Below are 23,357 nucleotides of genomic sequence, written 5' to 3' on the forward strand. Positions count from 1 at the left end.
CTTAAACATACATAAAAAATGGAAAAAGTTTTTGTACATCCTGAATGTCCTTTTTCAGAAAACACATTTAACTTATTGGCACAATTTTATACTACAGCAGATGAAAGCTCAGATTTTTACCTTGCACACAAAAAAGAATTTTTAAAATATGTAGAAGAACCATTAAAGTCTGTTTCAATTCAGGTGGAACAGATGTTACCAGATTTTATCAAAAAACATATAAATATCAAGTGGGAAAGAGTTGGCTCTATCATTACAACAGACTTTTGCCAATCAATAGCTTACAGTGTAGCTTTTGGGTTTGAAGATATCAATTCTCTAGATGATGCTCAGTTAATGCTAAGATTTGACAGCGAAAAGTTAACTTTTGGTTTTTATGCAAAAAGTGAGTATGTTGATTGCATAATAGATAATTATCAATGTAATTATCTAGATAAACCAGGTGTAATAGAAATGCTTAAACGTTACGAGCTTCCCAATCAACATCATTGCTATTTAACTCAGCAAATAATTCGTGTTAATTCCATTGGGCCGGAATCGCGTAGCATAATCATGAAACCTCAAAAATGTATTTATGAATTATTGGAAAGTATTATTTCTTTAGCCGAACAACCACCGGAAGTTAAAACACATAAAATTACTAATATTCAGATCGCTATATCACTTGAATCAGAACAAGTATTAGGATATTCTGCTAAACAGTTAATTCAAATAATAGCGCAAACTTTTAAAAAAATATTTCCCTTGTTTTTATGTTGCAATCTGTATGATAATGAGTTACCTCTGCTTATCAGTCAATATTTTTCAGTATATACAAAAGAATTTAATCGATTCTATCATAGCCTCGAAGAAATTTCTTACTTTACTGGTTTTCAAACATCTGAACTAAACCGCTGGATACGCACCATTAACCGCAAGCAACAAGCCATCATCCAAGGCCCGCCCGGAACCGGAAAAACCTTCCTCGCTCAAAAACTCGCCCAATACTTAATCGGTGGCGGTGACGGCTTTTCAGACATTATCCAATTTCATCCAGCTTATACTTATGAAGACTTTATTCAAGGCATCCGTCCGCAAAGTCAAGATGGGGAATTAACTTATCCCATAGTTCCCGGCAGATTCCTAGAATTTTGCACAAAAGCTGAGTCTTGTCAAGATATTTGCGTTCTGATTATTGATGAAATTAACCGGGCAAATTTATCTCAAGTATTTGGAGAATTAATGTATCTCCTAGATGACCGACAGGACACAAAACGCTTTATTACACTAGCCAGCGGTCAAAAGTTTAGAATCCCTACAAATGTCCGCATTATCGGCACCATGAACACAGCAGACCGTTCTATTGCCTTAGTGGATAACGCACTCCGCCGCCGCTTCGCATTCATTCCCGTTTATCCTAATTATGAAGTCCTGCGACAGTATCACCAGAGAGAGGAAACAGGTTTTCCAGTTGATAAATTAACTAGAATTCTAGAAGATGTCAATCGCGCAATTAACAACAAACACTATGAACTAGGCATCTCCTTCTTTTTGACAAAAACCTTAGCTGAAGATATCCAAGATATTTGGCAAATGGAAATCGAGCCATACCTTGAAGAATACTTCTTTGATAATCAGGCAAAAATGGAGGAATTTCTCTGGGATAAAATCCAATCTCAATTCAGCAATTGATAATCTAACGCTACCATTATTACCAAAAACACGGCGTTACAGCATCTATGAAACGAGAATCACCCCAAATCATCGAACTCACAGAATATAAATTCGCAAGCTTTGAACAATACTCAATCCCCCAATCAGTAGGAGAAAAAATACACAAAAATTATGACAAGGAAATCGATATAGAATTTCCCAACTTTAAAACAAAATATCAATGGCACTTAAAATCTAAAGGCAGAGTTGGCAACATTCCCATCACTCCAGAATTTCACATCGCCATCCGCCCAAAGGTTCCCATAAACAACCTCTTCGGAATGATTGACTATGCCTACAACCTTAAGATAAAATTTCCCCCAGGATCGATTCAGTGCCAATCTTTACAAGAAAGTTACGAGAGATTAGCTAACATTCTTGCCCAAAAAATTCTAGAACGCTGTCGCAAAGGATTATATCGCGATTACTTATCCAAAACCGAAAGACTCGCCTACATTCGCGGTCGCGTCGATTTGCGGTCAGCCCTGCAAAAACCTTGGGATGTTAAACTAAAATGCCACTATAACGAGCAAACAGGCGACATCGAAGACAATCAAATACTCGCTTGGACACTTTTCATCATTGGCCGCAGCGCTTTGTGCGGTGAATCTGTTTCATCCACTGTGCGAAAAGCCTTTCACGCACTCCAAGGATTTGTTACATTAAAACCTTTTAAATCAGAAGCTTGTATTGATAGAAATTATCACCGTTTGAATCAAGATTATCAACTTTTACACGCCTTATGTCGATTCTTTTTAGATAACACAGGGCCGAGTCACGAAACAGGCGATCGCGAAATGCTCCCTTTTCTGATAGACATGGCTAAGTTATATGAACAATTTGTCGCTGAATGGCTCAAAGCAAATACACCAAAACGCTTTAATGTCGAACCACAATACCTAGTTAAACATGACAAAGATTATTTCGATGAGATTGACTTAATTATACGCGATATTGAAACAAATGAAATCCTGTACGTCCTCGATACAAAATACAAAGCTCCCAATAAAGTAGACAATACGGATCGTAATCAAGTAGTTACCTACGCAACGCTACTAAACTGTAAAAATGCAATTCTCATCTACCCTCAAACTCTCAAAGCGCTCGACCAACAAATTGGCGATATCCAAGTTCGCAGTCTAACTTTTTCCCTAGAGGGCGACCTCGATGAAGCCGGAATAACCTTCTTAACCTCTCTACTTCCAAGCACCGTCTCCTATTGGTGACAACTTAAGAAAACGTACAAAATTTTAAGGCATACAAAAAAAATGTAAATAGCTGAAACATTTACAGGCAAAGCAGTTTAGCTCCATTGAAGGAGTAAGGGATCATCTCTGTTTTGCTTTTTTACTGCGATCGCCCCCGCTCGCTAATGAGATGATTCCCAAAACAGTCTTGATGTACAACAGCTTAATTAATAAGCCGTAGAATAATTAAAACAAGAAAAAAAGTAATTATCCAGAAACAACTTCCGTTCCCCAAAAGCGCATTGATTCGCGCCGCCATATTCAGATAGACCTGGCAACTGTGATAGATTGGTTCGACGCAGTATTACTGCACTGCGGCAGTTTCGACACTGCACAACAAGCAGTCCACCAAAAGCTGTGAGCTGGATGAATGCGGCAGAAGGAATTGCCGACAGGGTGCCATCTCTTAAGCTCGCTCGCCCTACTTAAATCACAAAGATGATGAACTCTCAAGATTTTTTGAGGAGTGGTGATGGGTACTTACCCAACAAGGAAACTCATGCGCTAAAAACTACCCACGATGTCTGTTTTGATGTTCCATTATATACTCACGATATTTCCTCTGTCGAGGACTCTCAAGTCGATCTAACTCGATCTGACTATGTGAGTATCCATCAATGGTTTGAAGCACAGGTTAAGCAGACTCCTGATGCGATCGCCCTGTCATTTCAAGGGCAAGAATTAACCTATGATGCCTTAAATCAACGCGCAAACCAGCTCGCCCATTACCTTCAAGCACTAGGAGTGCAACCGGATGAACTGATTGCTATCTCTATGAATCGCTGCATGGAAATGGTGATTTGCTTTTTGGGGGTGATCAAGGCTGGGGCGGCCTATGTGCCGATCGACCCAACCTATCCCCACGAACGTCGAGCGTACAAGTTACAAGACGCCACTGTGCGATTCATTTTGATTCAACAGCATCTGGTTGAATTTTTGCCAGAACACAATGCTCGCGTGATTTGTCCAGATACAGACTGGCACGAGATGGCGCTATACAGCACTGAAAATTTGTCTCTGCTGACAACGCCCGAGCATTTGGCTTACGTTATTTACACCTCTGGTTCGACGGGATATCCCAAGGGTGTAATGATTGCTCACCGGGGCATGGTTCACCACAGCAAGGCGATCGCACAGGCATTTAATCTTGGATTGGGCGATCGGGTACTTCAATTCTCTAGCATGAGCTTTGACACCATCATTGGGGAAGTTTTTCCATCCTTGGTAAGTGGTGCAACAATCGTGCTGCGAACGGAAGACTGTATTAGCTCTACCCGCCAATTCCTCGAATTTATTGAGCAAGAACGCATTACTATTCTGCACTTGCCAACTGCTTTTTGGCATGGCCTCGTCAGCGGACTCTCATTGCTACGCGTTCCCATGTCGCCAGATGTGAGATTGGTGATTGTGGGCGGAGAAAAAGCCTCTCGGGCTCTGTATGGTGAATGGCGACAATTGGTTGGGCAATATCCTCGTTGGCTCAATGCCTATGGGCCAACTGAAACTACGGTGACGGCCACCATTTTTGACCCGATCGCTGAAGATTACGATCTCAGTAGTGAAGCAGACATTCCGATCGGTCGTCCTCTTCCCAACAGCCAAATTTACATTCTGGATGAAAACCTAAATCTTGTGCCAGATGGCGATATTGGAGAACTGTATATTGGCGGCCCGGGGCTTGCGAGGGGATATCTCAATTTGGCAGAACGCACTGCAAGTAATTTTGTTGCTAATCCATTTAGCGATCGACCTGGAGACAAACTTTACAGAACAGGGGATACTGCCCGCTATTTACCCAATGGAACGTTGGAGTTTATTGGTCGCATCGATTTTCAAGTAAAAATTCGAGGTTTTCGGATTGAGTTACTAGAGATTGAAACCTATTTGGAACAGTACCCATCTGTGCAACAAGGTATAGTTTTGGCACGGGAAGATGTACCCGGTGAAAAGCGCTTAGTGGCATATATCATTCCGAAGCACGGACAACCAATTCAGGTGTCTGCATTGCGTAGTTTTCTACAAACAAAGCTACCGGCATACATGATTCCGGCAGCGTTTGTAGTGATGGAGAGCTTCCCCATGACCCCCAATGGTAAAGTCGATCGTCGTGCATTTCCAGAACCGCAGGTTGTCGATCTGGTTCAGTACGGTGAAGTTGTGTTGCCTGCTGATGTACTAGAAACTCAACTTCTCCATATTTGGGAGCAGGTACTCAATATTAAGCCGATCGGTACTGCGGATAATTTCATGGATTTAGGCGGTACATCCCTGCTAGCAGCTCGCTTAGCTGACAAAATTGACCAAAAGTTCCAGCAGAGTTGGCCACTATCGATTATCTTCCAAGCCCCAACCATCAAACAATTAGCCGACATTCTACGTCAAGGGAATATCCCCAGCCAAAGCCTTTCCTTAGTTGAGATTCAACCGAAGGGTTCTGTGCCACCACTATTTCTGTTTGAAGGAGTGTCTATTTATTATCCGTTAATTCCATATTTGGGGCTAGATCGGCCGATATATGCCCTAATTACTCTTGTTAAAGATCGCATGAATGGACCACTCAATAAGGTTGAGGCAATCGCAGACTATTACATCAATGAACTCGTGAAGGTGCAACCAGAAGGCCCCTATTATTTGGGTGGTTTGTCATTTGGAGGTATTGTTGCTTTTGAGGTAGCTCAAAAATTGGCAGCTAAAGGACAAGAAACAGCGTTATTGGTGATGTTTGATTCCATGTTGCCCTCTGCCTACAAGCCCCTACCCATTCAGCAGCGGCTGCGCTTCCATACCCAAAAAATTGCTAAGGAGGGTATAGGTTACATCGTCCGTAGTGTCGTCGATAAAATAATGACACTTACAGACCCCATGACAATGCCGGCCCGCAAGACGATCGGGCGATACTTTAAGCCGAAAGAACCTACAGAGTCAATGTCTTACACCACAGACTATTTGATGACAGAGAAGATAATTCAGCAAGCAGAACGAGCTTACGTGCCAAAACCCTATGCTGGCAAAGTAGTTATGTTTAGAGCACTGGATTCTGAAGAGGGCGTAAGTGTCAGTCTCGATCCGGATCTAGGCTGGAAACCTTTTCTCAAAGACAATCTGACCATTTACGATATACCTGGAGACCATCTAGGTATTTTACAGGAACCCAATGTCGGGGCGATCGGCAACCGAATGAAGCTATTGCTGGAAGAGGTAATGGTGCAGCAGTAAAGTTTTTGGCATTCTTAATCGATATTCAGACAGGGTTGCATCGAATTATTGCGGTTATTAGAAAGATGAGGTACAACTTAGATTGCAGAATTTTAGATTAGGGGAGTGGAGGATTGGAGGATTGGGGGATTCGAGGATTGGGGAATTGTTAATGAATTGATGAATACCTCATCTTTCCGAGAACCGCTATAGATAATTCAAGAAAGTAGAACTACCCTCAATCAAGCATGAAAAACATTTTTAAACTCTCTATTGCCAAACACTCTACCCTAACTCAATATGCTTGGGTTAACGCTTTTTTCCGAATCTCATCTCACGATTTCATAGGCAATACAGGCATTTTTTGAAATTTAGATATTTCTGAAATGAATTGTATTATGCCCTAACTCTTCTCTGCGCCTAAATCGCCCTCTGCGGTTCATTTCTCCACAAAAAAAGAGGCGCAATTGCGCCTCCCAAATCTTTCATGTCTGTGTTCTAAACACTAACAGCCACTTTCGCTTCTTTTGCAGTCAACTTCTCGTAAGTCGCCCGCATCTTCAATCCGACTAACACTTGGAACAAACCAGTACCATTGTTGGAACCAGGATATTCGCGGTGCTGAAGCAATAGGTGAGTTAACTCGCCTTCATACTTCGCAGAAGTCTTGCTCAAATGGCTTTCGATGTAAATAACTTCTTCGAGATTCTCGAATTGACCATCTACTTCCAAAATCGAGACTTCGTGACCGTAGAAAGCGTCAGGCCCGTAGTACATCTTAATTCCGGGATAGGAACAAGTCAGCTTGCGGCCGCAAGGAACCCAGTTAATTGTTGAACCTTCGTCAAACAAATACGCAGGCTCAAAATTGGCGATACCTTCGCGCTGGATCATCTGCACGCGCAGAACTTTCCGCTCTTTGTCATCTTTGATCAAGTTGGTCGGCAACACTTGAATTACCACATCAGCATATTGCTTTTGCGGGTCGATGTAGGCTGTAAAATCGGGTTTGCGAGCATTGATCGCAAACAGCACGTCTTCGTAACGGTGGCCCCGTTCCGCCATGTCGCGCTGGATTTTCCAAGCAATTTTTACCTCGTCGCTGATGTCGAGGTAGACGCTGAAGTCGAGGAGCGATCGAACTCGCTCGTCGTACAGCGGATGCAGCCCCTCAATCACAATCACGTGATTCGGCTCTACCCTTTCGGGCGGGTCGATCATACCGGTTTCGTGGTTGTAGATCGGCTTGTCGATCGCATTACCTTCTTTGAGCGCCTTCATTTGCTCTGCCATCAGGTCAAAATTGTTGGCTCTGGGGTCAAGGGCAGTAATCCCTGTTTCCTTGCGCTGCTTGCGATCGAGACTGTGATAGTCGTCGAGGCAGATTACAGTCACGAAATCTTCCCCGAACAAATCTGTCAATCGGCGTAAAAAAGTAGATTTTCCGCATCCGGAATCTCCGGCAACGCCAATTAAAACCACGCGATCCGGCTTACTGGTCATAGTTTCCCTCTAAAACAATCACGGTTTACTAACTAACTCAAGTCTAGATTCCACAAAATTTCAGCCCGCAGGTAGCGACCAGCAGGCTTTATGCTGCTTTGCTACCCCGAGAGGATCGAGTTCTCACCAGCATACAGCAGTGAGTTGACTGCCTGCCCGGGAAGACCCAAGCAATCTTCAAGGCAAGTAATTAATACTAACTTTAGCGGTTAATCTTACCAGAATGCGTCCGCCCCCTACAAGCTCAACCTCATTAAACTGCTCGAATCTTCCTTTCTCGGGTGGGGCGCTCCCCAAATCACAAGGACTTATCGGGGCAGATCCCCCGATCGGGTAAAATATTGGCAGTACGCAGACAACAATAGCTATAGGTCAACAGCCGAACGCAATAGGGCTCGGTGAGCGCGGCGTTCGGCTAGTAGGGATTTGATACGCGAGCGATCGCAACTTCAACCTTCCCGCCGGCGTGGCGAGGCCCAAAAATTGGCGCGGCCAATTAGTCCCGATGGCCTTAAGAAAAAAGTAAATTGAGTCTAACGTCACATTCTCTTTCTTTATAACTCTGTATCGTGAAGGAAAATCAACCAATGTACAGCCCAAGCATATCTGGTGTGGCGGCCAACTCAGAATCAGGCAGCCGCATCTTTGTTTACGAAGTGGAGGGTATGCGTCAGAGCCAAGCAACTGACCAATTAAGTAACCCGATTCGCCGTAGTGGCAGCGTATTTATCTCCGTGCCCTACGATCGCATGAATCAGGAAATGCGTAGGATTGCTCGCATGGGTGGAAGAATTGTCAGCATCCGCCCCTCAAACAGCGCTCCCGAAACAAATGGCAAAGTCGCACCAGAAGCAGGGCTACAGAGTCAGAAATCTGGAGAAGAAACTAAGCCCATGACTCAAGCCAAGGAAAAAGTTCAGGTTCCTGTTAACCTCTACAAGCCGGCCAATCCCTATATTGGTAAGTGCATTTCTACAGAAGAATTGGTCAGAGAAGGCGGCGAAGGCACAGTCCGTCACGTCAAATTTGACATTTCTGGAGGCAATTTGCACTATCTAGAAGGTCAAAGTATCGGGATTATTCCCGATGGGACGGATAAAAACGGCAAACCTCACAAAATTCGGCTGTATTCGATCGCCTCCACCCGTCACGGAGACGATGTAGACGACAAAACAGTCTCTCTGTGCGTCCGCCGCCTAGAGTACAAAAGCCCAGAAACAGGCGAACAAGTGTTCGGCGTTTGTTCGACTTTTCTCACCGGTTTGCAACCGGGGGATGATGTCAAAATCACCGGCCCCGTAGGCAAGGAAATGCTGTTACCCGACGACGAGGAAGCCACCGTGATTATGATGGCTACCGGTACGGGTATTGCTCCTTTCCGGGCTTATTTGTGGCGGATGTTTAAAGAAAACAATCCAGATTACAAATTCAAAGGTTTAGCTTGGCTGTTCTTTGGAGTTGCTTACACTCCCAACATTCTCTATAAGGAAGAGTTGGAGCAATTGCAGCGCGAGTTCCCCGATAATTTCCGCTTGACTTATGCCATCAGCCGCGAGCAAAAGAATGTTGACGGCGGCAAGATGTACATTCAAAACCGGATTCAAGAGAACGCAGACGAATTGTGGGAATTGGTTCAAAAGCCGAATACTCACACTTATATCTGCGGTTTGAAGGGCATGGAAGGCGGAATTGATGAGGGAATGTCGGCTGCATCTAGCAAGTTCGGCGTTGACTGGGCTGCCTATCAGAAACAGTTGAAAAAAGAACACCGTTGGCACGTTGAAACTTATTAATGTGTTACCTGATTTAATCTGATTTGTAGGGTGGGCTTGGCTCGCCCTACAATTGTTTTTAGGGCAATTGTCTCCGACTTGTAATATCGTTTCCGGTTGCATCGGAATAATAAAATCGAGTCAAGAGTTAACACTCAACCATTCAGTTTTTCGACCCGCCCGTCAACAGTCAACAGTCAACAGTCAACAGTCAACAGTCAACAACCATGTATGAGTGCAACCGGAATTGATATAAGGTACCGAATGCGTACCCTACAATACTATTTTGATTGCTCCGGTACGGGAATAGCCTACAATGGTTGTGGCTTAATTGAGTTTCTACGGGTCAAAGTCGTGGCTTTCAAAATTGGTTTGTTAGGTTTGGGTACAGTTGGCGCGGGAACAGCAGAGATTTTGCTCTCCCCAGACGGCCGCCATCCGCTGTTGCAGGAATTGGAAATCTATCGGGTGGGAGTGCGCGATATTTCTCGAACTCGGTCTTTACAATTGCCAGAAAATGTGCTGACAACTGACCTAGAAGCGATCGCAACTGACCCGGAAATTGATATTGTAGTAGAACTGATTGGCGGATTGGAACCGGCGCGATCGCTCATTCTGCAAGCTATTGCCAGCGGCAAGCACGTCGTCACTGCCAACAAAGCAGTTATCGCCCGCTACGGGAATGAAATCTTCGAGGCTGCCAACAAAAAAGGCGTTTACGTAATGCTAGAAGCTGCTGTCGGCGGCGGCATTCCGGTCATTCAAAGTCTCAAACAATCTTTAGGTGCAAACCGCATTCAAACTGTCACCGGCATTGTCAACGGCACAACTAATTACATCCTGACGCGGATGCAAACAGAAGGCGCAGACTTTGCCGAAGTGCTCGCCGACGCTCAGCAATTAGGTTATGCTGAAGCTGACCCCACAGCAGATGTAGATGGATTAGATGCTGCCGATAAAATTGCTATCTTAGCCTCGCTAGCTTTTGGCGGACGCATCAAATTAGCAGATGTTCACTGCGAAGGTATCAGAAAAGTTAGTGCGGCTGATATTGACTACGCCGACAAGCTGGGATTTGTGATTAAATTGTTGGCTATTGCTCAAGAAACCTCCCGCTACAATGGCAAGCAAGCGGAGGGAGAAAGCGAACTGCTGTCAATTCGAGTGCATCCGAGTTTTGTTCCCAAAACTCATCCGCTGGCTAGTGTCAACGGGGTTTACAATGCAATTTTAGTCGAAGGAGAGCCGATCGGGCAATTGATGCTGTACGGGCGCGGCGCCGGTGCGGGCCCCACAGCTAGCGCTGTAGTATCCGACATTATAAATGTGGCGGCCATCCTGAAAAGCCAAGCTGTTCCGACTCCTCATCCTTTACTCAGTTGCAGTCACCAACACTACTGCAAAATTGCTCCGATGCAGGAACTTGTTACTCGCTTTTACGCCCGTTTTCTGACGCGCGATACTCCGGGGGTAATTGGCAAACTCGGCACTTGTTTCGGCAATCACAAAGTTAGTTTGGAATCAGTTGTGCAGACGGGAATTCACGGCGATTTAGCAGAAATTGTCGTCGTGACTCACGATGTTAGGGAAGGCAATTTTCAACAAGCACTCGATGAAATTCGCGCGCTGGAAGCAGTCGATAGTGTTGCTAGCACGTTGCGAGTTTTGTAAAAGTGATTTGCTAGGGGCGGGTTTCACATAAAATATTGGCTAATAATTAACAATCTCTAAAACCCGCCCTATCACTCCCCCAACGGTAAATGTCATGTAGATTTTTGCTATCTGATACAAGTAAAAGTTAATTTAGATTCTTCGTTGCGCGGTGGCGGGTTTATGTAGCTTTTTTGTACTTATTAAATATTGTTGGTAAAATCGGCGGCTACGCGATAATGAAAGGAACAGAATTCGATTTGGTCGATCGCCAGACGGGAAGGCACTTGCTAGATTCCCTCTACGAAAAGTTTGCCAAACCCCAAATGCACGATACTTTTAAACCCAATAATCCTTCAATTTACATTCGGCACGAGTCAGGGCAAGTTATTGATGGAAATTATATCATAGAAAAAGTGTTTGAAGACTCTCGCACTGGTTTTTATGCTGAAAGTCGCGTTCCCATTTCTGCCAATAATCCGCCTGTTATGGTGATTCGCGGATACGGTTCTTGGTATCCTTTCGATCGCGTTTTGGAAGATACGCCAGATGTATTTATGGCAAAACTAGAACGTCAGTTAAAATCGGCGCAAACTGCGGGTGCTATTGATTGGATAAAGCAGCAATTTCACAGCGGGAATCCGCCGGATATCATCGGAGAAAGTTTGGGCGGCAAAGTTGCTCAGCAAATAGCAGCAAAATACCCGGATTATATTAGATCCACTGTAATTTTTAATTCTTTGGGCGTTTCGGAAAAGTTAGCTAAAACTTCCACGGCTAACAATGTTTTTCACTACTTTACTTTAGGCGAAAGGTATGCTTTCTGGGCAAATGAAGGCGATTACATACCGGGAACGATTTTTGTGATTTCCCAGAAAGGCAACAACTGTTGTTATAAAATCGAAGAGGCGATCGTCCGAATGGCGCGTTTTGAAGGCAATTTTCAGAAAAGACGAGCCCTGGTGGTAGTATTGGCTCAGTTGCTTTTGGTAAACAGACACAATGCGATCGTCCTCAACAAGCGGCGGCCGGTAGTCGTTCAGATCGATCGCACTCAATTGCAAATTTTCCGAAAAAAGCGCTTTGTTTAAACTCAGACAGAATGGCTTCAGGCCGCAGATGGCTGATTTTCCCGCGCTGCGACGGCGAGAACCAGACAAAGTGCTGCGATCGCTTTTTCCCATTCTTGCTTTACAGCGGTGGGTTGAACTTCATCAAAGGCGCTAACTAAACGAGGGATCGCTCGTTCTAATGCCTGTCTGGGAATTGATTTGTGCAGATCAACTAAACGAGTTAAACTTTCTTGATTCTTCAAAAAACCGATTACCCATTTCGTAGTATGATCGGGACTCTCAGGGACGTTTTTAATTCCTAGTTCTGTTTGCAACCAGTCGTAAAAAGGCGGCAGCTTTTGAGCTAAAACAGTTCCAGCCGTTGGCAAAGTTTCTTTGAGCAAACCACTATCCAGACTTCCCAAGACTTGATTGAATTCCGGTGAATCCAGCAAGCTGGTTAATGGAAGTGAAAGCAGCGCTTCTGAAGCGTCAGGGGATACATTTAAAGTCCGCGAAAATGTTTGCAGCATTGGAAAGCCTCTGGTAGGGATGACTTTTTTAGCCTAACAATCACGCGAATCAATGAATATGAGCTACCTCATATTAGCAACATTGTAATATCTCAATCGCCAAAGAAGCCTCTAAATCTAGCTGCGTGCCTCTGCGGTTAATAATTTGCCGTTAAATATTCTACACAAATTCTCCCTTAGCAACCATCACCACCTTACCACCCACCAAAACTGTTATTTCCCCTTCATTCGTAGCGGCTTGTAACAACAGCAAAGAAGGTCGATTGATTTCATAACCTTGCTCAACTCTGACATCAATCTTTGCTTCCCCATAATAAGCATATTCTACCAAATATCCCGCCAAGCAGCCGTTAGCACTGCCAGTCGCCGGATCTTCAGGAATTCCTAATAAATGGGCAAAAACTCGCACGCTTAAATCATTGACATCGTTGTAAGTCTCAGGGCAAAATATTAAAATTTCTTTCGCTTCTGTGGTATCAATCAGCTCAAAATATCTATCTAAGTTGACTTGAGCTTTTTTGAGCGAGGCGAGAGTTTTTAATGGGACAATTATAAACGGCACTCCCGTAGAAACTTCTTGAATTGGGAAGTTGGCATCAATTTCATCTGGTTCTAAATTCAAGACATTTGCCAGAGTTCCGGCTGATAAAACTTGACCAAAACTAGGCGCGTTTTGTCGCATCCACAAAATATCTGCCGATTCATTGTGATAATTAAAAGTAACGGGAATTTGACCGACGGCTAGATTGAGAATTACTCGATCGACCTTTTCGCGAATAATCTCTTGCTGCAACACAAACGCAGTGCCCAAAGTCGGATGACCGGCAAAGGGCAATTCCTTCTTGGGCGTGAATATCCGCACGTCATAGCCACCATCTCGCGGATCGGGCGATCGAATAAACGTAGTTTCTGAATAATTGATTTCCCTCGCTATCAGCAGCATTTGGGCCTCAGATAGTTCGGCAACTCCCGCACCGCAAAATACAGCGAGTTGATTGCCAGCATACTTTGACTCGGCAAACACGTCAACTATATAAAAATTCATAATTAGGCCTTTGGTAAAAGTCGATAACTGATATTTTACATCCAGCGTTACAAAGCAGATTTATTTTATCCATCGAGTCACCGCAACGATTTGACGCACTTTAAAGAAGTGCTTAGAATTGGAAAGATATAGAGAAACAGGGATTTGTAAGAATTTGTTGAGGGATTTGTAACGATGAGTGAGTTTAAACAAGAGTTAGGGGAAATGTCGCGGGAAAAGCGACTTTATACTTTAGAAACTCTGCCAAGGCATTTAGTAGAGAGTGGGCAAGGGGAAAAGCTGCACCAGTTGTTAACGGATTTCGATTTTATTGAGGCGAAACTGGATGAGTTTGGGGTTCAAGCGTTAATTGAGGATTATGATTTAGCGACCGATTCTAATTTGTTGCGTCAGCAGGAAAAAAGTCGAAATCTCTACTTAATTCCATACGCACTTCGCAAGTCAGCGCCAATTTTGGAAAGGGATAAAACGCAATTAGCAAGTCAATTATGGGGGAGATTGCTTGCTTTTGAAAAGCCTGAGTTTCAGAGGATGTTGGAACAAGCCAAGCAGTCGAAAAATAGTCCTTGGGTGCGGCCTTTGAGGGGGAATTTAGTAGCGCTGCCTTTTGGAGCATGTGGGCTTATGCTCGGCGGCAATCATAGCGGGGTACAAGCAGTGGCGATCGCACCCGACGGCAAACGAGCAATTTCGGCTTCATCGGATCAAACTATTAAAATCTGGGACACAGACACTGGCAGAGAACTGAGAACTCTCACCGGTCATACTGGCTCGGTAAGGGGAGTCGCGATCGCACCGGATGGCCTGACAGCGATTTCGGCTTTAGACGATAACACCCTAAAAATTTGGGACACCGAGACAGGTACAGAACTTCAAACCCTCATCGGTCATACTAACTCTGTAAGGGGAGTCGCGATCGCGCCCGACGGCCTGACAGCGATTTCGGCTTCAGACGATAACACCCTAAAAATCTGGGACTTGGCCAGTGGCAGCGAACTGAGAACGCTCACCGGTCATACTAACTCGGTAACGCGAGTCGCGATCGCACCCGACGGCCTGACAGCAATTTCGGCTTCAGACGATAACACCCTAAAAGTCTGGAATTTGCTCAGCGGAACCGAACTGAGAACTCTCACCGATACTGGCTATGTATATGCAGTGGCGATGGCATCCGACGGCTTCATAGCGATTTCGCTTTCACAACTTAAGACCCTGAAAATCTGGGACACAGACAGCACCAGGGAACTTCAAATCCTCACCGATGATGATAGCTTTGCATCTGCAGTAGCGCTCGCACCCGACGGCAAACGAGTAATTTCAGCTTCATTCGATAACACCCTAAGAATCTGGGATCTGCCTAGCGGCAAAGAAATTGCTAGTTTCAGCGGAGATTATTGGTTTAATTGGTGTGCGATCGCGCCTGATGGGGTGACAGTGGTAGCGGGGGATTTCGCGGGCCGGCTACATTTCCTGCGATTGGAGGGAGTTAGCGGCGGGGGATAGGAGTTTTAAGTGCGATGGAGTCTTCAATCGGCTTTCGTCGGGTTTTGTTTGACAAGACGCGGTTTCAACCGCCCGGCGCGAGCGAAAAAAGTCGGTTCATCGGCGATCGCGTATAAAATCAGAATAAAAACATAGGAGTAATCGCCGTGAGCGTCACGACTGTAAAATGGACGGTTGCAGACTACCACCGCATCATTGCAGCCGGCATTCTGGAAGGGCGAAATGCTGAATTAATAGATGGAGAAATAATCGAAATAGCTCCCGAAGGAGAATCTCATGCTTACTCTAGCGATGAGGCTGGAGAGTACCTAATTTATTTGCTGGGCGATCGAGCTAAAATCCGCCAAGGTAAACCGATTATCTTGCCGGCAAGCAACTCCGAGCCACAACCCGATATCGCTGTAATTCAACGTTTGGGACAAGATTACCGAGAACATCATCCCTATCCAGAAAACATCTTTTGGCTGATAGAATACTCGGATCATACTCTGAGCAAAGACTTGGGAATCAAGAGCAAGATTTACGCGGAGGCAGGCATTTCTGAGTATTGGGTTGTCAATTTGCGAACTATGGAATTAATAGTATTTCGAGAGCCTACAAATGAAGGATATCAAGCGAGAGAAACTCTGAGTCAGGGTAATATTAATCCGCTGGCTTTTCCTGATGTTGCAGTTTCGGTCGATCGAATATTAGGGGCTTAGGTCAATTGGACAATAATGCAATAATTACTGCTGTTTCTGGCCGTTTCTTGTTACCAGGCTCTGCCTGGTAACACAGATCCAGAGGCTCCGCCTCGCTACTTCAAACAGCGAATTGCCTCTAACATTCCCCTGGCTTTATTCAGCGTTTCTTCGTACTCCATATCTGGGTTAGAATCAGCCACCAAACCAGCACCTGCTTGCACAGAAACCGAATGTTTATCACCACCTAAAGAACGAACAACCATAGTCCGAATGGCGATCGCACTATTCAATTGTCCCTCAAAATCATAATACCCGTAAACCCCAGAATAGGGTCCCCGGCGGCAACCTTCCAACTCGTGTACAATCTCCATCGCCCGAATCTTCGGAGCACCGCTAACCGTACCCGCAGGAAAACCAGCTTTCAACAAATCCCAAGCTGTCTTATCCTCAGCCAATTCTCCCACCACATTGCTCACAATGTGCATGACGTGAGAATAACGCTCAATTTCCATTAACTCGTCAACTTTTACAGTACCGTTTCGGCAAACTCTTCCTAAATCGTTCCTGCCCAAATCAACTAACATGACGTGTTCCGCAATTTCCTTCGGATCTTGCAGCAATTCAGCAGCCAAAGCATCATCTTCTTGAGGAGTTTTACCCCGGCGGCGAGTGCCGGCAATCGGTCGCAAAGTTGCAATCTTTTTGCCATCAGCAGTATTTTCCGCCTTCACCATAATCTCGGGACTCGAACCGATAATCTGCCAATCTCCAAAATGAAAATAAGCCATGTACGGAGAAGGATTAATCAGACGCAAAGATCGGTAAAGTGCAAAAGAATCGCCGCTGTATTCAGCCTCTAGTCGCTGGGAAATAACTACTTGAAAAATATCTCCGGCTTTGATATAATCCTTAGCCTTTAAGACATTGGCACAATACTTTTCACGGGTAATATTGCTAGTGTAAGCCAATTCTGTATTTCCGGTTGTGGAACGAGCATCTTGCCCGTTATTGGGAGGTGTCCATTCTATGAGAGTAGATTGCCGGGAAAGCGGCGATTGCAGCTTCTGAACTAACCGAGATACCCGATCGCACGCTTGCTGATAAGCATCGGCCAAATCAACGCCAACCTCGCGCAAATCCGCATAGGCGACGGCCCAAATTTTTCGCTTCACCTGGTCGAAAATCAGCAAATTATCCACCTGCATCCACAATCCATCCGGCAAATCATTCTCGCTTGCTGGATGCACGGGAACTCGCGGTTCTATCCACTTAATTAACTCGTAACCCCAAAAACCGAATAGCCCGCCAATTCCCGGCGGCAACTGCGGCAATTTCACCGGTTGATAAGACTCCAAACATTCAGTTAAAGCTACAAACGGATCGCCCGTAAATACTTTTTCGGAACCATCGCGGTAAACTTGAGTTGTGCGAGATCCCCTTGCCTCCAAAATCCACAACGGATCGCACCCTAAGAAACTATAACGCCCGAGTTTTTCCCCACCTTCGACCGACTCCAGCAGAAAGCTGTAAGGTTGACCCGCACAAACCCGATACCACGCAGACACCGGCGTATCCAAATCAGCAACCCATTCTTGATACACGGGTACAAAATTGCCTTGTTTCGCCAGTTCCGAAAATTGTGAGAAATCGGGAAATATCATATATATCAGAAGGAAGAAGGAAGAGGGAAGAGGGAAGAAGAAAGAAAGAAGAAGGAAAATGGAATCCTGGCAATAATTTCAGCGATTAAAAGCGTCCTAACCGTCTTGGGTTCAATAAACAAAAGACGGAAAGCAACAGCCATGAGGCTGCTGGTACTCGCCAACTGCCATCACCGCCATCGGTTTGAGCGCGCGCAGCCCCTCTTGCAAACACCAGCGAAACAAACTTGCGTAACGCACCGGCAAGTGGAAAGAAACCTGTGCTTCGGAGTTCGACGCGGCCGCCCCCAACAGTAAAGCCTGCATATCCGCCTCAGTTTCTGCGACGCTGTGGCTCAAAGCCGACACCGCACAAGTATAAGCCACAATCCGACCTTGTTTGCAAGCAACCCAAGGAGAAAAGAAATTCAGGGCGTACTCAATATCGCTAGTTCGATCGCACCTGTATAATTTCTTGCACAAAGCAGCACATTCCTCAACATCCTCACTAGCCATCGCCCGCACCTCAAACCCATTCTGTGGCTGGCTGCGAAACTTGCCCTCCATTAACACGAAAGGTTCCTTCACCTCAAAACCCAAAGAAGCGTACAGCGACAGCGACGCCATATTAAAAGATTCCTGAACCAAACGGATGCCCACAGCGTCCTGTCCGCGTTCCAGCAAGGCTTTCATGATTTCGCGTCCCGTGCCGCGGCCTTGAAAAGTGCGATCGACACTGACGGGCCCGATACCGCGAATCGGGCTGCGTTCGTCCATAAACCCGCAGCCGACAACCGCACTCTCCCTCTCGGCTACGATCCCAAAAAATACCGGACTCTCGATTAGCAAGCCCGTTATTTCGGTTGCAAAATCCAGCGTCGGAAAATCTGTAGGGAATTGATGGCGATCGGAAATATCTTTAAAAGCTTCATAAGTAATGGCAGCGCAAACATCGATATCAGAAGGCTGCGCTCGCCTGATTACGACATTCATTTTTAATTTAACGATTAACTTTTAATAAGATTAGAAGTTTGCAGTAGTATTGTGGCGCTGCGGGCTTAGCCTGCTGCGTCAGAATACTACTGCAAAAACAAGTTTACAAGCTGAGCCTTACAGGGAATATTACCTATGTTTTGCTCAGCCATGCAGTCATGCTCTAAGGATCGAAAGTCTTCTTACCGCTGAACTTCAGCTTAGCCGGATTTGGATTGCTGCCAATATTGCGGTCAATCTTACCGTTGTAGGGACGACCTTCGTTCACCTTCTCAGGGAACACGCCATCCTTGGGATGGAGGTACTCAGTAGTACCGTCGGGAAACACGCGGTAAATTTTGTAGTTCGTGATTTTGAATTTAGCCCGCAGTTGCTGGCCACCCAAAGCGATGCACTGCTCCTTGCGGGGCAGATGCAGCAAGTTGTCGCCTTGACGCATAATCGCAGCGCCACCAGTAGGCATTTCAAACACCTGCTCCTTGGGGCTAGTCCAAGTGATAGCGTACTTCTCTTCAACTAGCGCCTTGGTCAGCAAGCCGCCGGTGCTGCCGCCGAAGATTGGGGGTTGTCCAGTAAGTTGTTCGGCCATAGATATATCCAAAGGATTTTTACGGCATCGTATCATCGAGACTGCACGCTGTTCTCGAAATTGTAAGGAAAATTAACAGTTTTTTGGTGATCGATCTTTTCTGATAATTGATACAGCAGATTCCAGGCAAATAAAGTACACCTTAATCCCAAGCACTTACCAAACTGGTTGACAAACCCTTGCAACCGTACTCCATAAACCTGGAAATTGCTGTAATTAGTAATTAATAATTGATTATTGGTAACTTTAACCAAAGTTAGAAAACAGAATTAGGCAGCACGAATACCGAAAAAATAATCAAAAAAAAAACAGCAATTATTCTGGTGCTTGTGGGGCACCCGAATAATCGCACATTCCCCCAATTTTCCCCCACACACGATCGAACAATTTACCGCGCCACCCTAAGTCAAGAACCACTTAGGGTCATAGCCGCGCGGAATTTGGCTCAAAGCAGTCCAAGTTTCTTGATTGACAATCCCGTCGGCCTCAATCCCAAAGCTTTTTTGAAACGCGCGAACAGCTTTGTCCGTCAAAGTTGCAAAGTCGCCGTCAATTTTACCGCCATAATGCTTGGAACTTTTGAGAACTTCCTGAACAGTAGCGACTGCTTCCCCAGAACTGCCCAATCTCAGTACCGGCATATTAACTGGAGCAGCAGTATAAAGCGCCTGCCAAGTGAGCGGCCCGACAATGCCGTCCGGCGATAAGAAAACCCGAAACTGAAACAGCTTGACAGAAAATTCAACTGCTTTGTTAAAAATTCCTTTAGCAGGGTGCCGATAAAGTTGCAACTTGGTTAGCAGTTGTTCGAGTTCCAATACCGCTTTATCTTGGGAACCTAATTTTAGTTGTGGCTTGTTGGCCATAGGTTGAGTAGATTTCATCTGGCTTGTAGGTGACATAATCGATTTTCCTACCATCTAGGTTTGAGTATTCTTCTGGAAACAAACTTTTTCCGGGCGAAACATTTGCATCCTCAACTTTTCACGAATCAACACTGGCGTCGGCAGGCCTCAACAGATTCGATCGACTTTTACCATCTCACGGCTTGTGCAGGACAGACTTATACCATTTTAGATTTTAGATTTTAGATTTTAGATGGGGCATGACTGATTACTATCGGGGTTTGCAGCTTGCCTACAGTTGCATTCTTTTTTTAAACTGGTATGAATTTGCGGCAGCATTCCTAGGTATTCTGTCGCCAAACCGGGTTTAAGAGGGCAAGCGCGTGCTGAATCTGCTTTGATACTTTCTATCCTAAATGTGAACACCGCTCCCGCCGCATCACCTCTAAGGCCGATCTAAGAGGGTGAGGGTTGAGGGTGAGAGAGGGTGTAGCAGCGGAGGCTGGTTCTGCCGTGAAAACTTTTCTGTGCAATCGTGTGTCGGTCGAGACTTGCGCGCTCAGACGCTCACAAACCCGGTTTTTTAACTTGGTTCCAAGGCTTTAAGCAACTATTTTCCTTAAAAAACCCAGTTTTTGCCAACGTTTTGTTAATCTAGGTCGCCAGCACCCTACAAAAGAGTTGTTAGCTCAATAGTGTCGGCAGCGCGCACCCTACAACGAGAGTTTAGACGTGAGTAATGTGCGCTTCGGTACACCCTACAATTTTAAGGATTTTGTCTCACCGGCTTAAGGCCAAGAACAACAGATAGGCACTTGAAATTATTAAACATTAGGGTGATTTACAAAATCCGAAGGCCATACGGGACAAATCAATCATGTATTTATAAAAAATTTGATTTCTAATGCGAGCGGGGCTGGGGAATAATCCAACCCGGCAAAATCTACGCACAACCTCAAAAAAAATTCACTATAATTATAGCAATCCCCGCATCATTTGTGAATTTCTTACTCCCTCATAGCGGCTTCGGGAAGGGTTGGGGTGGGGTAAAAAATTTACGACTCCTGCAAGGATTGCTATACAATTTATATGGTGAGTGTTTGCCCTAAAGAACCGGAAATAATCGACACCCTTGTAATTCCGAGCGCTGACAACAGACTGGAATATCCGAATCAGGCACATAAAAATTGTTTACGTTATTTTTTACCAATAAAGCAGAAGGCAAAGGTACAGGATTGGGAATGTTTATTGGGTATCAAATAGTAACTGAAAAACCTAGGGAAATGTGGGAATATTTGTCATCCTTAGAAGAGGGAACCGAGTTGGGGTTCGGTATTTCGATTTAGGGTAAACCGAGGGTTAGTTTGCAGCGCTCTGTCATGCGTTATTAGTGATTAGTTAACTGTTATCAATTGAGTCTAAACAGTGGGAATAGTAAAGTGAAATTCACTTCCTCGGTCTTTTCCTGCCGAATCTACCCAAATTTTACCGCCCCAGCCGGCCACAATCTGTTTGCAAATTGCTAATCCCAAACCGGTACCGCCGGCGCTGCGGCGCAAAGCTCCTTCTTCTTGATAAAATCGATCGAACACTACTTTTAAACTGTTCGCCTCGATTCCCCTCCCCGTATCGGCTACGAGCACTTCCACCATTCGAGAACCGTTGCATTTCGCTCGCACTGTCACGCTTCCTTGAGGTGTGGTGAATTTGCAAGCGTTGTCTAACAGTTTGGAGAGCACCTCCACCAACCACTCTCCGTCAGCTTGCACTAAAGGCAATTCTGCGGACACCTCGGCGATAATTTCCGGTAACTGTTGATCGACCGTGCGCGATCGCACGCTGCTGAGGGCCAAATCAACGCATTCTTGCAGCGTCAGCGATTCTACATTCCATTGGACTCGCCCGCTTTCTAAGTGAGAAAGAGTTAAGAAATCCTGCACGAGTTTCCGCATTCTATCGGCATCGCCGAGGGCAGTTTCTAACATGATTTGCCGCAATTCTGCGGGCATATCTGGTTCGGAGTTCAAACTTTCCAAACAAACTTGAATCGTAGAAAGAGGGGTGCGGAGTTCGTGTCCGGTGATGGCAATTAGATTGCTGCGAGTGCGGTCTAATGCTTCTAGTTGTTGGTTGAGTTCTTCTAAATGAGCGTAGGTTTCTGCTTGAATTAAGGCGGCTCCGAGTTGGGTGGCGATCGCCTCTACTAAAGCAATTTCGTCTTCTTCCCAAGCCAAAGTCGATCGGCACTGGTGCATTTCCACCATTCCCAAAACCCGCCCCTGATAAAGCACTGGCACCATTAACCAAGAGACTATTTGCCAATTTTTTACAGTTTTTTTCAGGGATTTTGTATTGACAATCAACGGGTGTTGTGCTGTGTCTTGGATGTAAACTCGCTCCTGCCGCGCCACCGCGTCGCTCCATATTTGATTGGCCTGCAACAGCCAAGTCTGATCCAGCATGGAACTAGCGCCCGGAGCCAAAAACTCGCGATCGATTTTGACTGCCACATCTGTGGCCTTGCACCGATAAATCAAACACCGGCTTGCCGACAGGGCAGTGCCCAGTTCTTGGACTGCAACTTCGACGATTTCTTGCGGGTTGAGAGACTGCCGCATTGCCGTGGTAATTAAGTTTACCAGGCGTTCTTTGCGTTCCTGAGCGGCGATGGCGCTGTATGCTTTGAGCAGTTTGTGCTGGCCTGCTTGCAAATAGGTTACTAAGCGTTCGGTAAAAGCATCGCTCAATTTTGGATTGGGAATTTTTGAGTTTTTTCCCGTAATTATGTCGGGTTTGGCGGCTTTGGAAGTGGCGGATTTCCTCGTTTTTTTCGGGGTTTTGACGAGCTTGTAAGCAGTTCGGGCTTGCTCGATCTTTTCGGTCAATTCCGGGCGATAATTGACAATTCTATCGAGCAACAATGCGGCAGCTTTGGAGCTTACCTCGCGATCGAACGTCCAAATTCCTTCAAATCTGCGAGCTTGATCCATCAACTGTGGCCCGCGATCGTCCTGGTTGTCGATCGGCACAATTTTTTCTTGACAAATCAGGCAAGTTGAGTAGTTTTGCCCCAGCACTACTAAGTGCCACTCTTTACTTAATCCGTCCTCCGGTGCAAACGCGACAGTTTCGTGACACTCCGAATCATTTTTAAAGTCAGTTTCCGGTGCTGCCAGCACGTATACCTGAGACGAGCGTGAGGCAATTCGTCGGTAGCGGTGAGCTTCCTGGCGGTAGAAGCGCTCTCGCTGAAAGCTTGCAATGACTAGCGGTTCCTCGTCGGAACCCGCCAAAACTAAGTCTTCCATCGCGTGAGACAAGGCTGTCATGGAAGATTTGAAATAAATTTGTGCCCGCAGTTGGGGCAAAGCTTGCAGAAGTTCTGCCAGTAGCGAAATAGGGACGATCATCTAGC

16 protein-coding genes are annotated in these 23,357 nt (G+C 45.4%); 8 read left to right on the forward strand and 8 right to left on the reverse strand.

What is annotated here, in order from left to right; genetic code table 11:
• The first annotated feature begins 18 nt into the window (after positions 1-18).
• The 3 genes from QUA71_RS06685 (at position 19) to QUA71_RS06695 (ending at position 6,155) form a co-directional block, all read left to right on the forward strand.
• On the forward strand, positions 19-1,671 hold the full coding sequence (locus tag QUA71_RS06685) for an AAA family ATPase (protein WP_333283493.1): 1,653 nt from the start codon (positions 19-21) through the stop codon (positions 1,669-1,671).
• A 47-nt stretch (positions 1,672-1,718) separates the two neighbouring features.
• Positions 1,719-2,918, forward strand: a complete 1,200-nt coding sequence (locus QUA71_RS06690) for a 5-methylcytosine restriction system specificity protein McrC (RefSeq protein ID WP_333283495.1) — start codon at positions 1,719-1,721, stop codon at positions 2,916-2,918.
• 459 nt (positions 2,919-3,377) lie between these two features.
• Positions 3,378-6,155, forward strand: a complete 2,778-nt coding sequence (locus QUA71_RS06695; protein ID WP_333283498.1) for a non-ribosomal peptide synthetase — start codon at positions 3,378-3,380, stop codon at positions 6,153-6,155.
• A gap of 477 nt (positions 6,156-6,632) precedes the next feature.
• Here QUA71_RS06695 and QUA71_RS06700 read toward each other — a convergent pair whose 3' ends face one another.
• Positions 6,633-7,637, reverse strand: coding sequence for a phosphoribulokinase (locus QUA71_RS06700; protein ID WP_190662616.1), 1,005 nt, complete (start codon positions 7,635-7,637; stop codon positions 6,633-6,635).
• A 587-nt stretch (positions 7,638-8,224) separates the two neighbouring features.
• Between QUA71_RS06700 and petH the strand changes: the two genes are divergently transcribed.
• From petH to QUA71_RS06715, 3 genes are all read left to right on the forward strand, one after another.
• On the forward strand, positions 8,225-9,430 hold the full coding sequence (gene petH, locus QUA71_RS06705) for a ferredoxin--NADP reductase (protein WP_333283500.1): 1,206 nt from the start codon (positions 8,225-8,227) through the stop codon (positions 9,428-9,430).
• 333 nt (positions 9,431-9,763) lie between these two features.
• Positions 9,764-11,080: a homoserine dehydrogenase gene (locus QUA71_RS06710; protein WP_333283610.1), complete on the forward strand. Its 1,317-nt coding sequence runs from the start codon at positions 9,764-9,766 to the stop codon at positions 11,078-11,080.
• 218 nt (positions 11,081-11,298) lie between these two features.
• Positions 11,299-12,150, forward strand: coding sequence for a hypothetical protein (locus QUA71_RS06715; protein ID WP_333283502.1), 852 nt, complete (start codon positions 11,299-11,301; stop codon positions 12,148-12,150).
• A 17-nt stretch (positions 12,151-12,167) separates the two neighbouring features.
• On the opposite strand, the gene QUA71_RS06720 is transcribed toward QUA71_RS06715, so the two are convergent.
• Together QUA71_RS06720 and QUA71_RS06725 are read right to left on the reverse strand one after the other, a co-directional pair.
• Positions 12,168-12,644, reverse strand: coding sequence for a hypothetical protein (locus QUA71_RS06720; protein WP_333283504.1), 477 nt, complete (start codon positions 12,642-12,644; stop codon positions 12,168-12,170).
• Positions 12,645-12,804: 160 nt separating this feature from the next.
• A complete protein-coding gene (locus QUA71_RS06725) occupies positions 12,805-13,689 on the reverse strand; it encodes a PhzF family phenazine biosynthesis protein (RefSeq protein WP_333283506.1) in 885 nt (294 codons plus the stop codon).
• A gap of 174 nt (positions 13,690-13,863) precedes the next feature.
• On the opposite strand from QUA71_RS06725, the gene QUA71_RS06730 reads away from it, so the two are divergent.
• A complete protein-coding gene (locus QUA71_RS06730) occupies positions 13,864-15,192 on the forward strand; it encodes a WD40 repeat domain-containing protein (RefSeq protein WP_333283508.1) in 1,329 nt (442 codons plus the stop codon).
• 146 nt (positions 15,193-15,338) lie between these two features.
• Complete coding sequence (locus QUA71_RS06735; protein ID WP_333283509.1) at positions 15,339-15,893, forward strand: Uma2 family endonuclease; 555 nt, start codon at positions 15,339-15,341, stop codon at positions 15,891-15,893.
• 95 nt (positions 15,894-15,988) lie between these two features.
• On the opposite strand, the gene trpE is transcribed toward QUA71_RS06735, so the two are convergent.
• The 5 genes from trpE to QUA71_RS06760 form a co-directional block, all read right to left on the reverse strand.
• Positions 15,989-17,536, reverse strand: a complete 1,548-nt coding sequence (trpE, locus tag QUA71_RS06740) for an anthranilate synthase component I (protein ID WP_333283511.1) — start codon at positions 17,534-17,536, stop codon at positions 15,989-15,991.
• A 111-nt stretch (positions 17,537-17,647) separates the two neighbouring features.
• Entirely contained in the window at positions 17,648-18,508 is an 861-nt protein-coding gene (locus tag QUA71_RS06745; protein ID WP_333283513.1) for a GNAT family N-acetyltransferase, read from the reverse strand.
• A 163-nt stretch (positions 18,509-18,671) separates the two neighbouring features.
• Positions 18,672-19,097 (reverse strand): photosystem I reaction center subunit II PsaD, encoded by a 426-nt coding sequence (locus tag QUA71_RS06750; RefSeq protein ID WP_332949173.1) that lies wholly within the window; start codon positions 19,095-19,097, stop codon positions 18,672-18,674.
• Positions 19,098-19,498: 401 nt separating this feature from the next.
• On the reverse strand, positions 19,499-19,999 hold the full coding sequence (locus QUA71_RS06755) for a peptidoglycan-binding protein (RefSeq protein WP_333283515.1): 501 nt from the start codon (positions 19,997-19,999) through the stop codon (positions 19,499-19,501).
• 1,361 nt (positions 20,000-21,360) lie between these two features.
• The gene (locus tag QUA71_RS06760) at positions 21,361-23,352 is read right to left on the reverse strand and encodes a DICT sensory domain-containing protein (protein WP_333283516.1); all 1,992 of its coding nucleotides are present in this window, start codon (positions 23,350-23,352) and stop codon (positions 21,361-21,363) included.
• Between the last annotated feature and the right edge of the window lie 5 nt (positions 23,353-23,357).

The sequence above is a fragment of the Microcoleus sp. MON1_C5 genome (assembly GCF_036701875.1).
Classification (GTDB): Bacteria; Cyanobacteriota; Cyanobacteriia; order Cyanobacteriales; family Microcoleaceae; genus Microcoleus.

What these genes read in the sequence shown, in the direction of transcription:
- QUA71_RS06715 (WP_333283502.1), top strand. Translation starts at nt 11,299, where the DNA reads ATGAAAGGAACAGAATTCGATTTGGTCGATCGCCAGACGGGAAGGCAC.
- QUA71_RS06755 (WP_333283515.1), bottom strand. Translation starts at nt 19,999, where the DNA reads ATGTCACCTACAAGCCAGATGAAATCTACTCAACCTATGGCCAACAAG.
- QUA71_RS06700 (WP_190662616.1), bottom strand. Translation starts at nt 7,637, where the DNA reads ATGACCAGTAAGCCGGATCGCGTGGTTTTAATTGGCGTTGCCGGAGAT.
- QUA71_RS06730 (WP_333283508.1), top strand. Translation starts at nt 13,864, where the DNA reads ATGAGTGAGTTTAAACAAGAGTTAGGGGAAATGTCGCGGGAAAAGCGA.
- QUA71_RS06685 (WP_333283493.1), top strand. Translation starts at nt 19, where the DNA reads ATGGAAAAAGTTTTTGTACATCCTGAATGTCCTTTTTCAGAAAACACA.
- QUA71_RS06690 (WP_333283495.1), top strand. Translation starts at nt 1,719, where the DNA reads ATGAAACGAGAATCACCCCAAATCATCGAACTCACAGAATATAAATTC.
- QUA71_RS06720 (WP_333283504.1), bottom strand. Translation starts at nt 12,644, where the DNA reads ATGCTGCAAACATTTTCGCGGACTTTAAATGTATCCCCTGACGCTTCA.
- trpE (WP_333283511.1), bottom strand. Translation starts at nt 17,536, where the DNA reads ATGATATTTCCCGATTTCTCACAATTTTCGGAACTGGCGAAACAAGGC.
- QUA71_RS06745 (WP_333283513.1), bottom strand. Translation starts at nt 18,508, where the DNA reads ATGAATGTCGTAATCAGGCGAGCGCAGCCTTCTGATATCGATGTTTGC.
- QUA71_RS06695 (WP_333283498.1), top strand. Translation starts at nt 3,378, where the DNA reads ATGATGAACTCTCAAGATTTTTTGAGGAGTGGTGATGGGTACTTACCC.
- QUA71_RS06750 (WP_332949173.1), bottom strand. Translation starts at nt 19,097, where the DNA reads ATGGCCGAACAACTTACTGGACAACCCCCAATCTTCGGCGGCAGCACC.
- QUA71_RS06760 (WP_333283516.1), bottom strand. Translation starts at nt 23,352, where the DNA reads ATGATCGTCCCTATTTCGCTACTGGCAGAACTTCTGCAAGCTTTGCCC.
- QUA71_RS06725 (WP_333283506.1), bottom strand. Translation starts at nt 13,689, where the DNA reads ATGAATTTTTATATAGTTGACGTGTTTGCCGAGTCAAAGTATGCTGGC.
- petH (WP_333283500.1), top strand. Translation starts at nt 8,225, where the DNA reads ATGTACAGCCCAAGCATATCTGGTGTGGCGGCCAACTCAGAATCAGGC.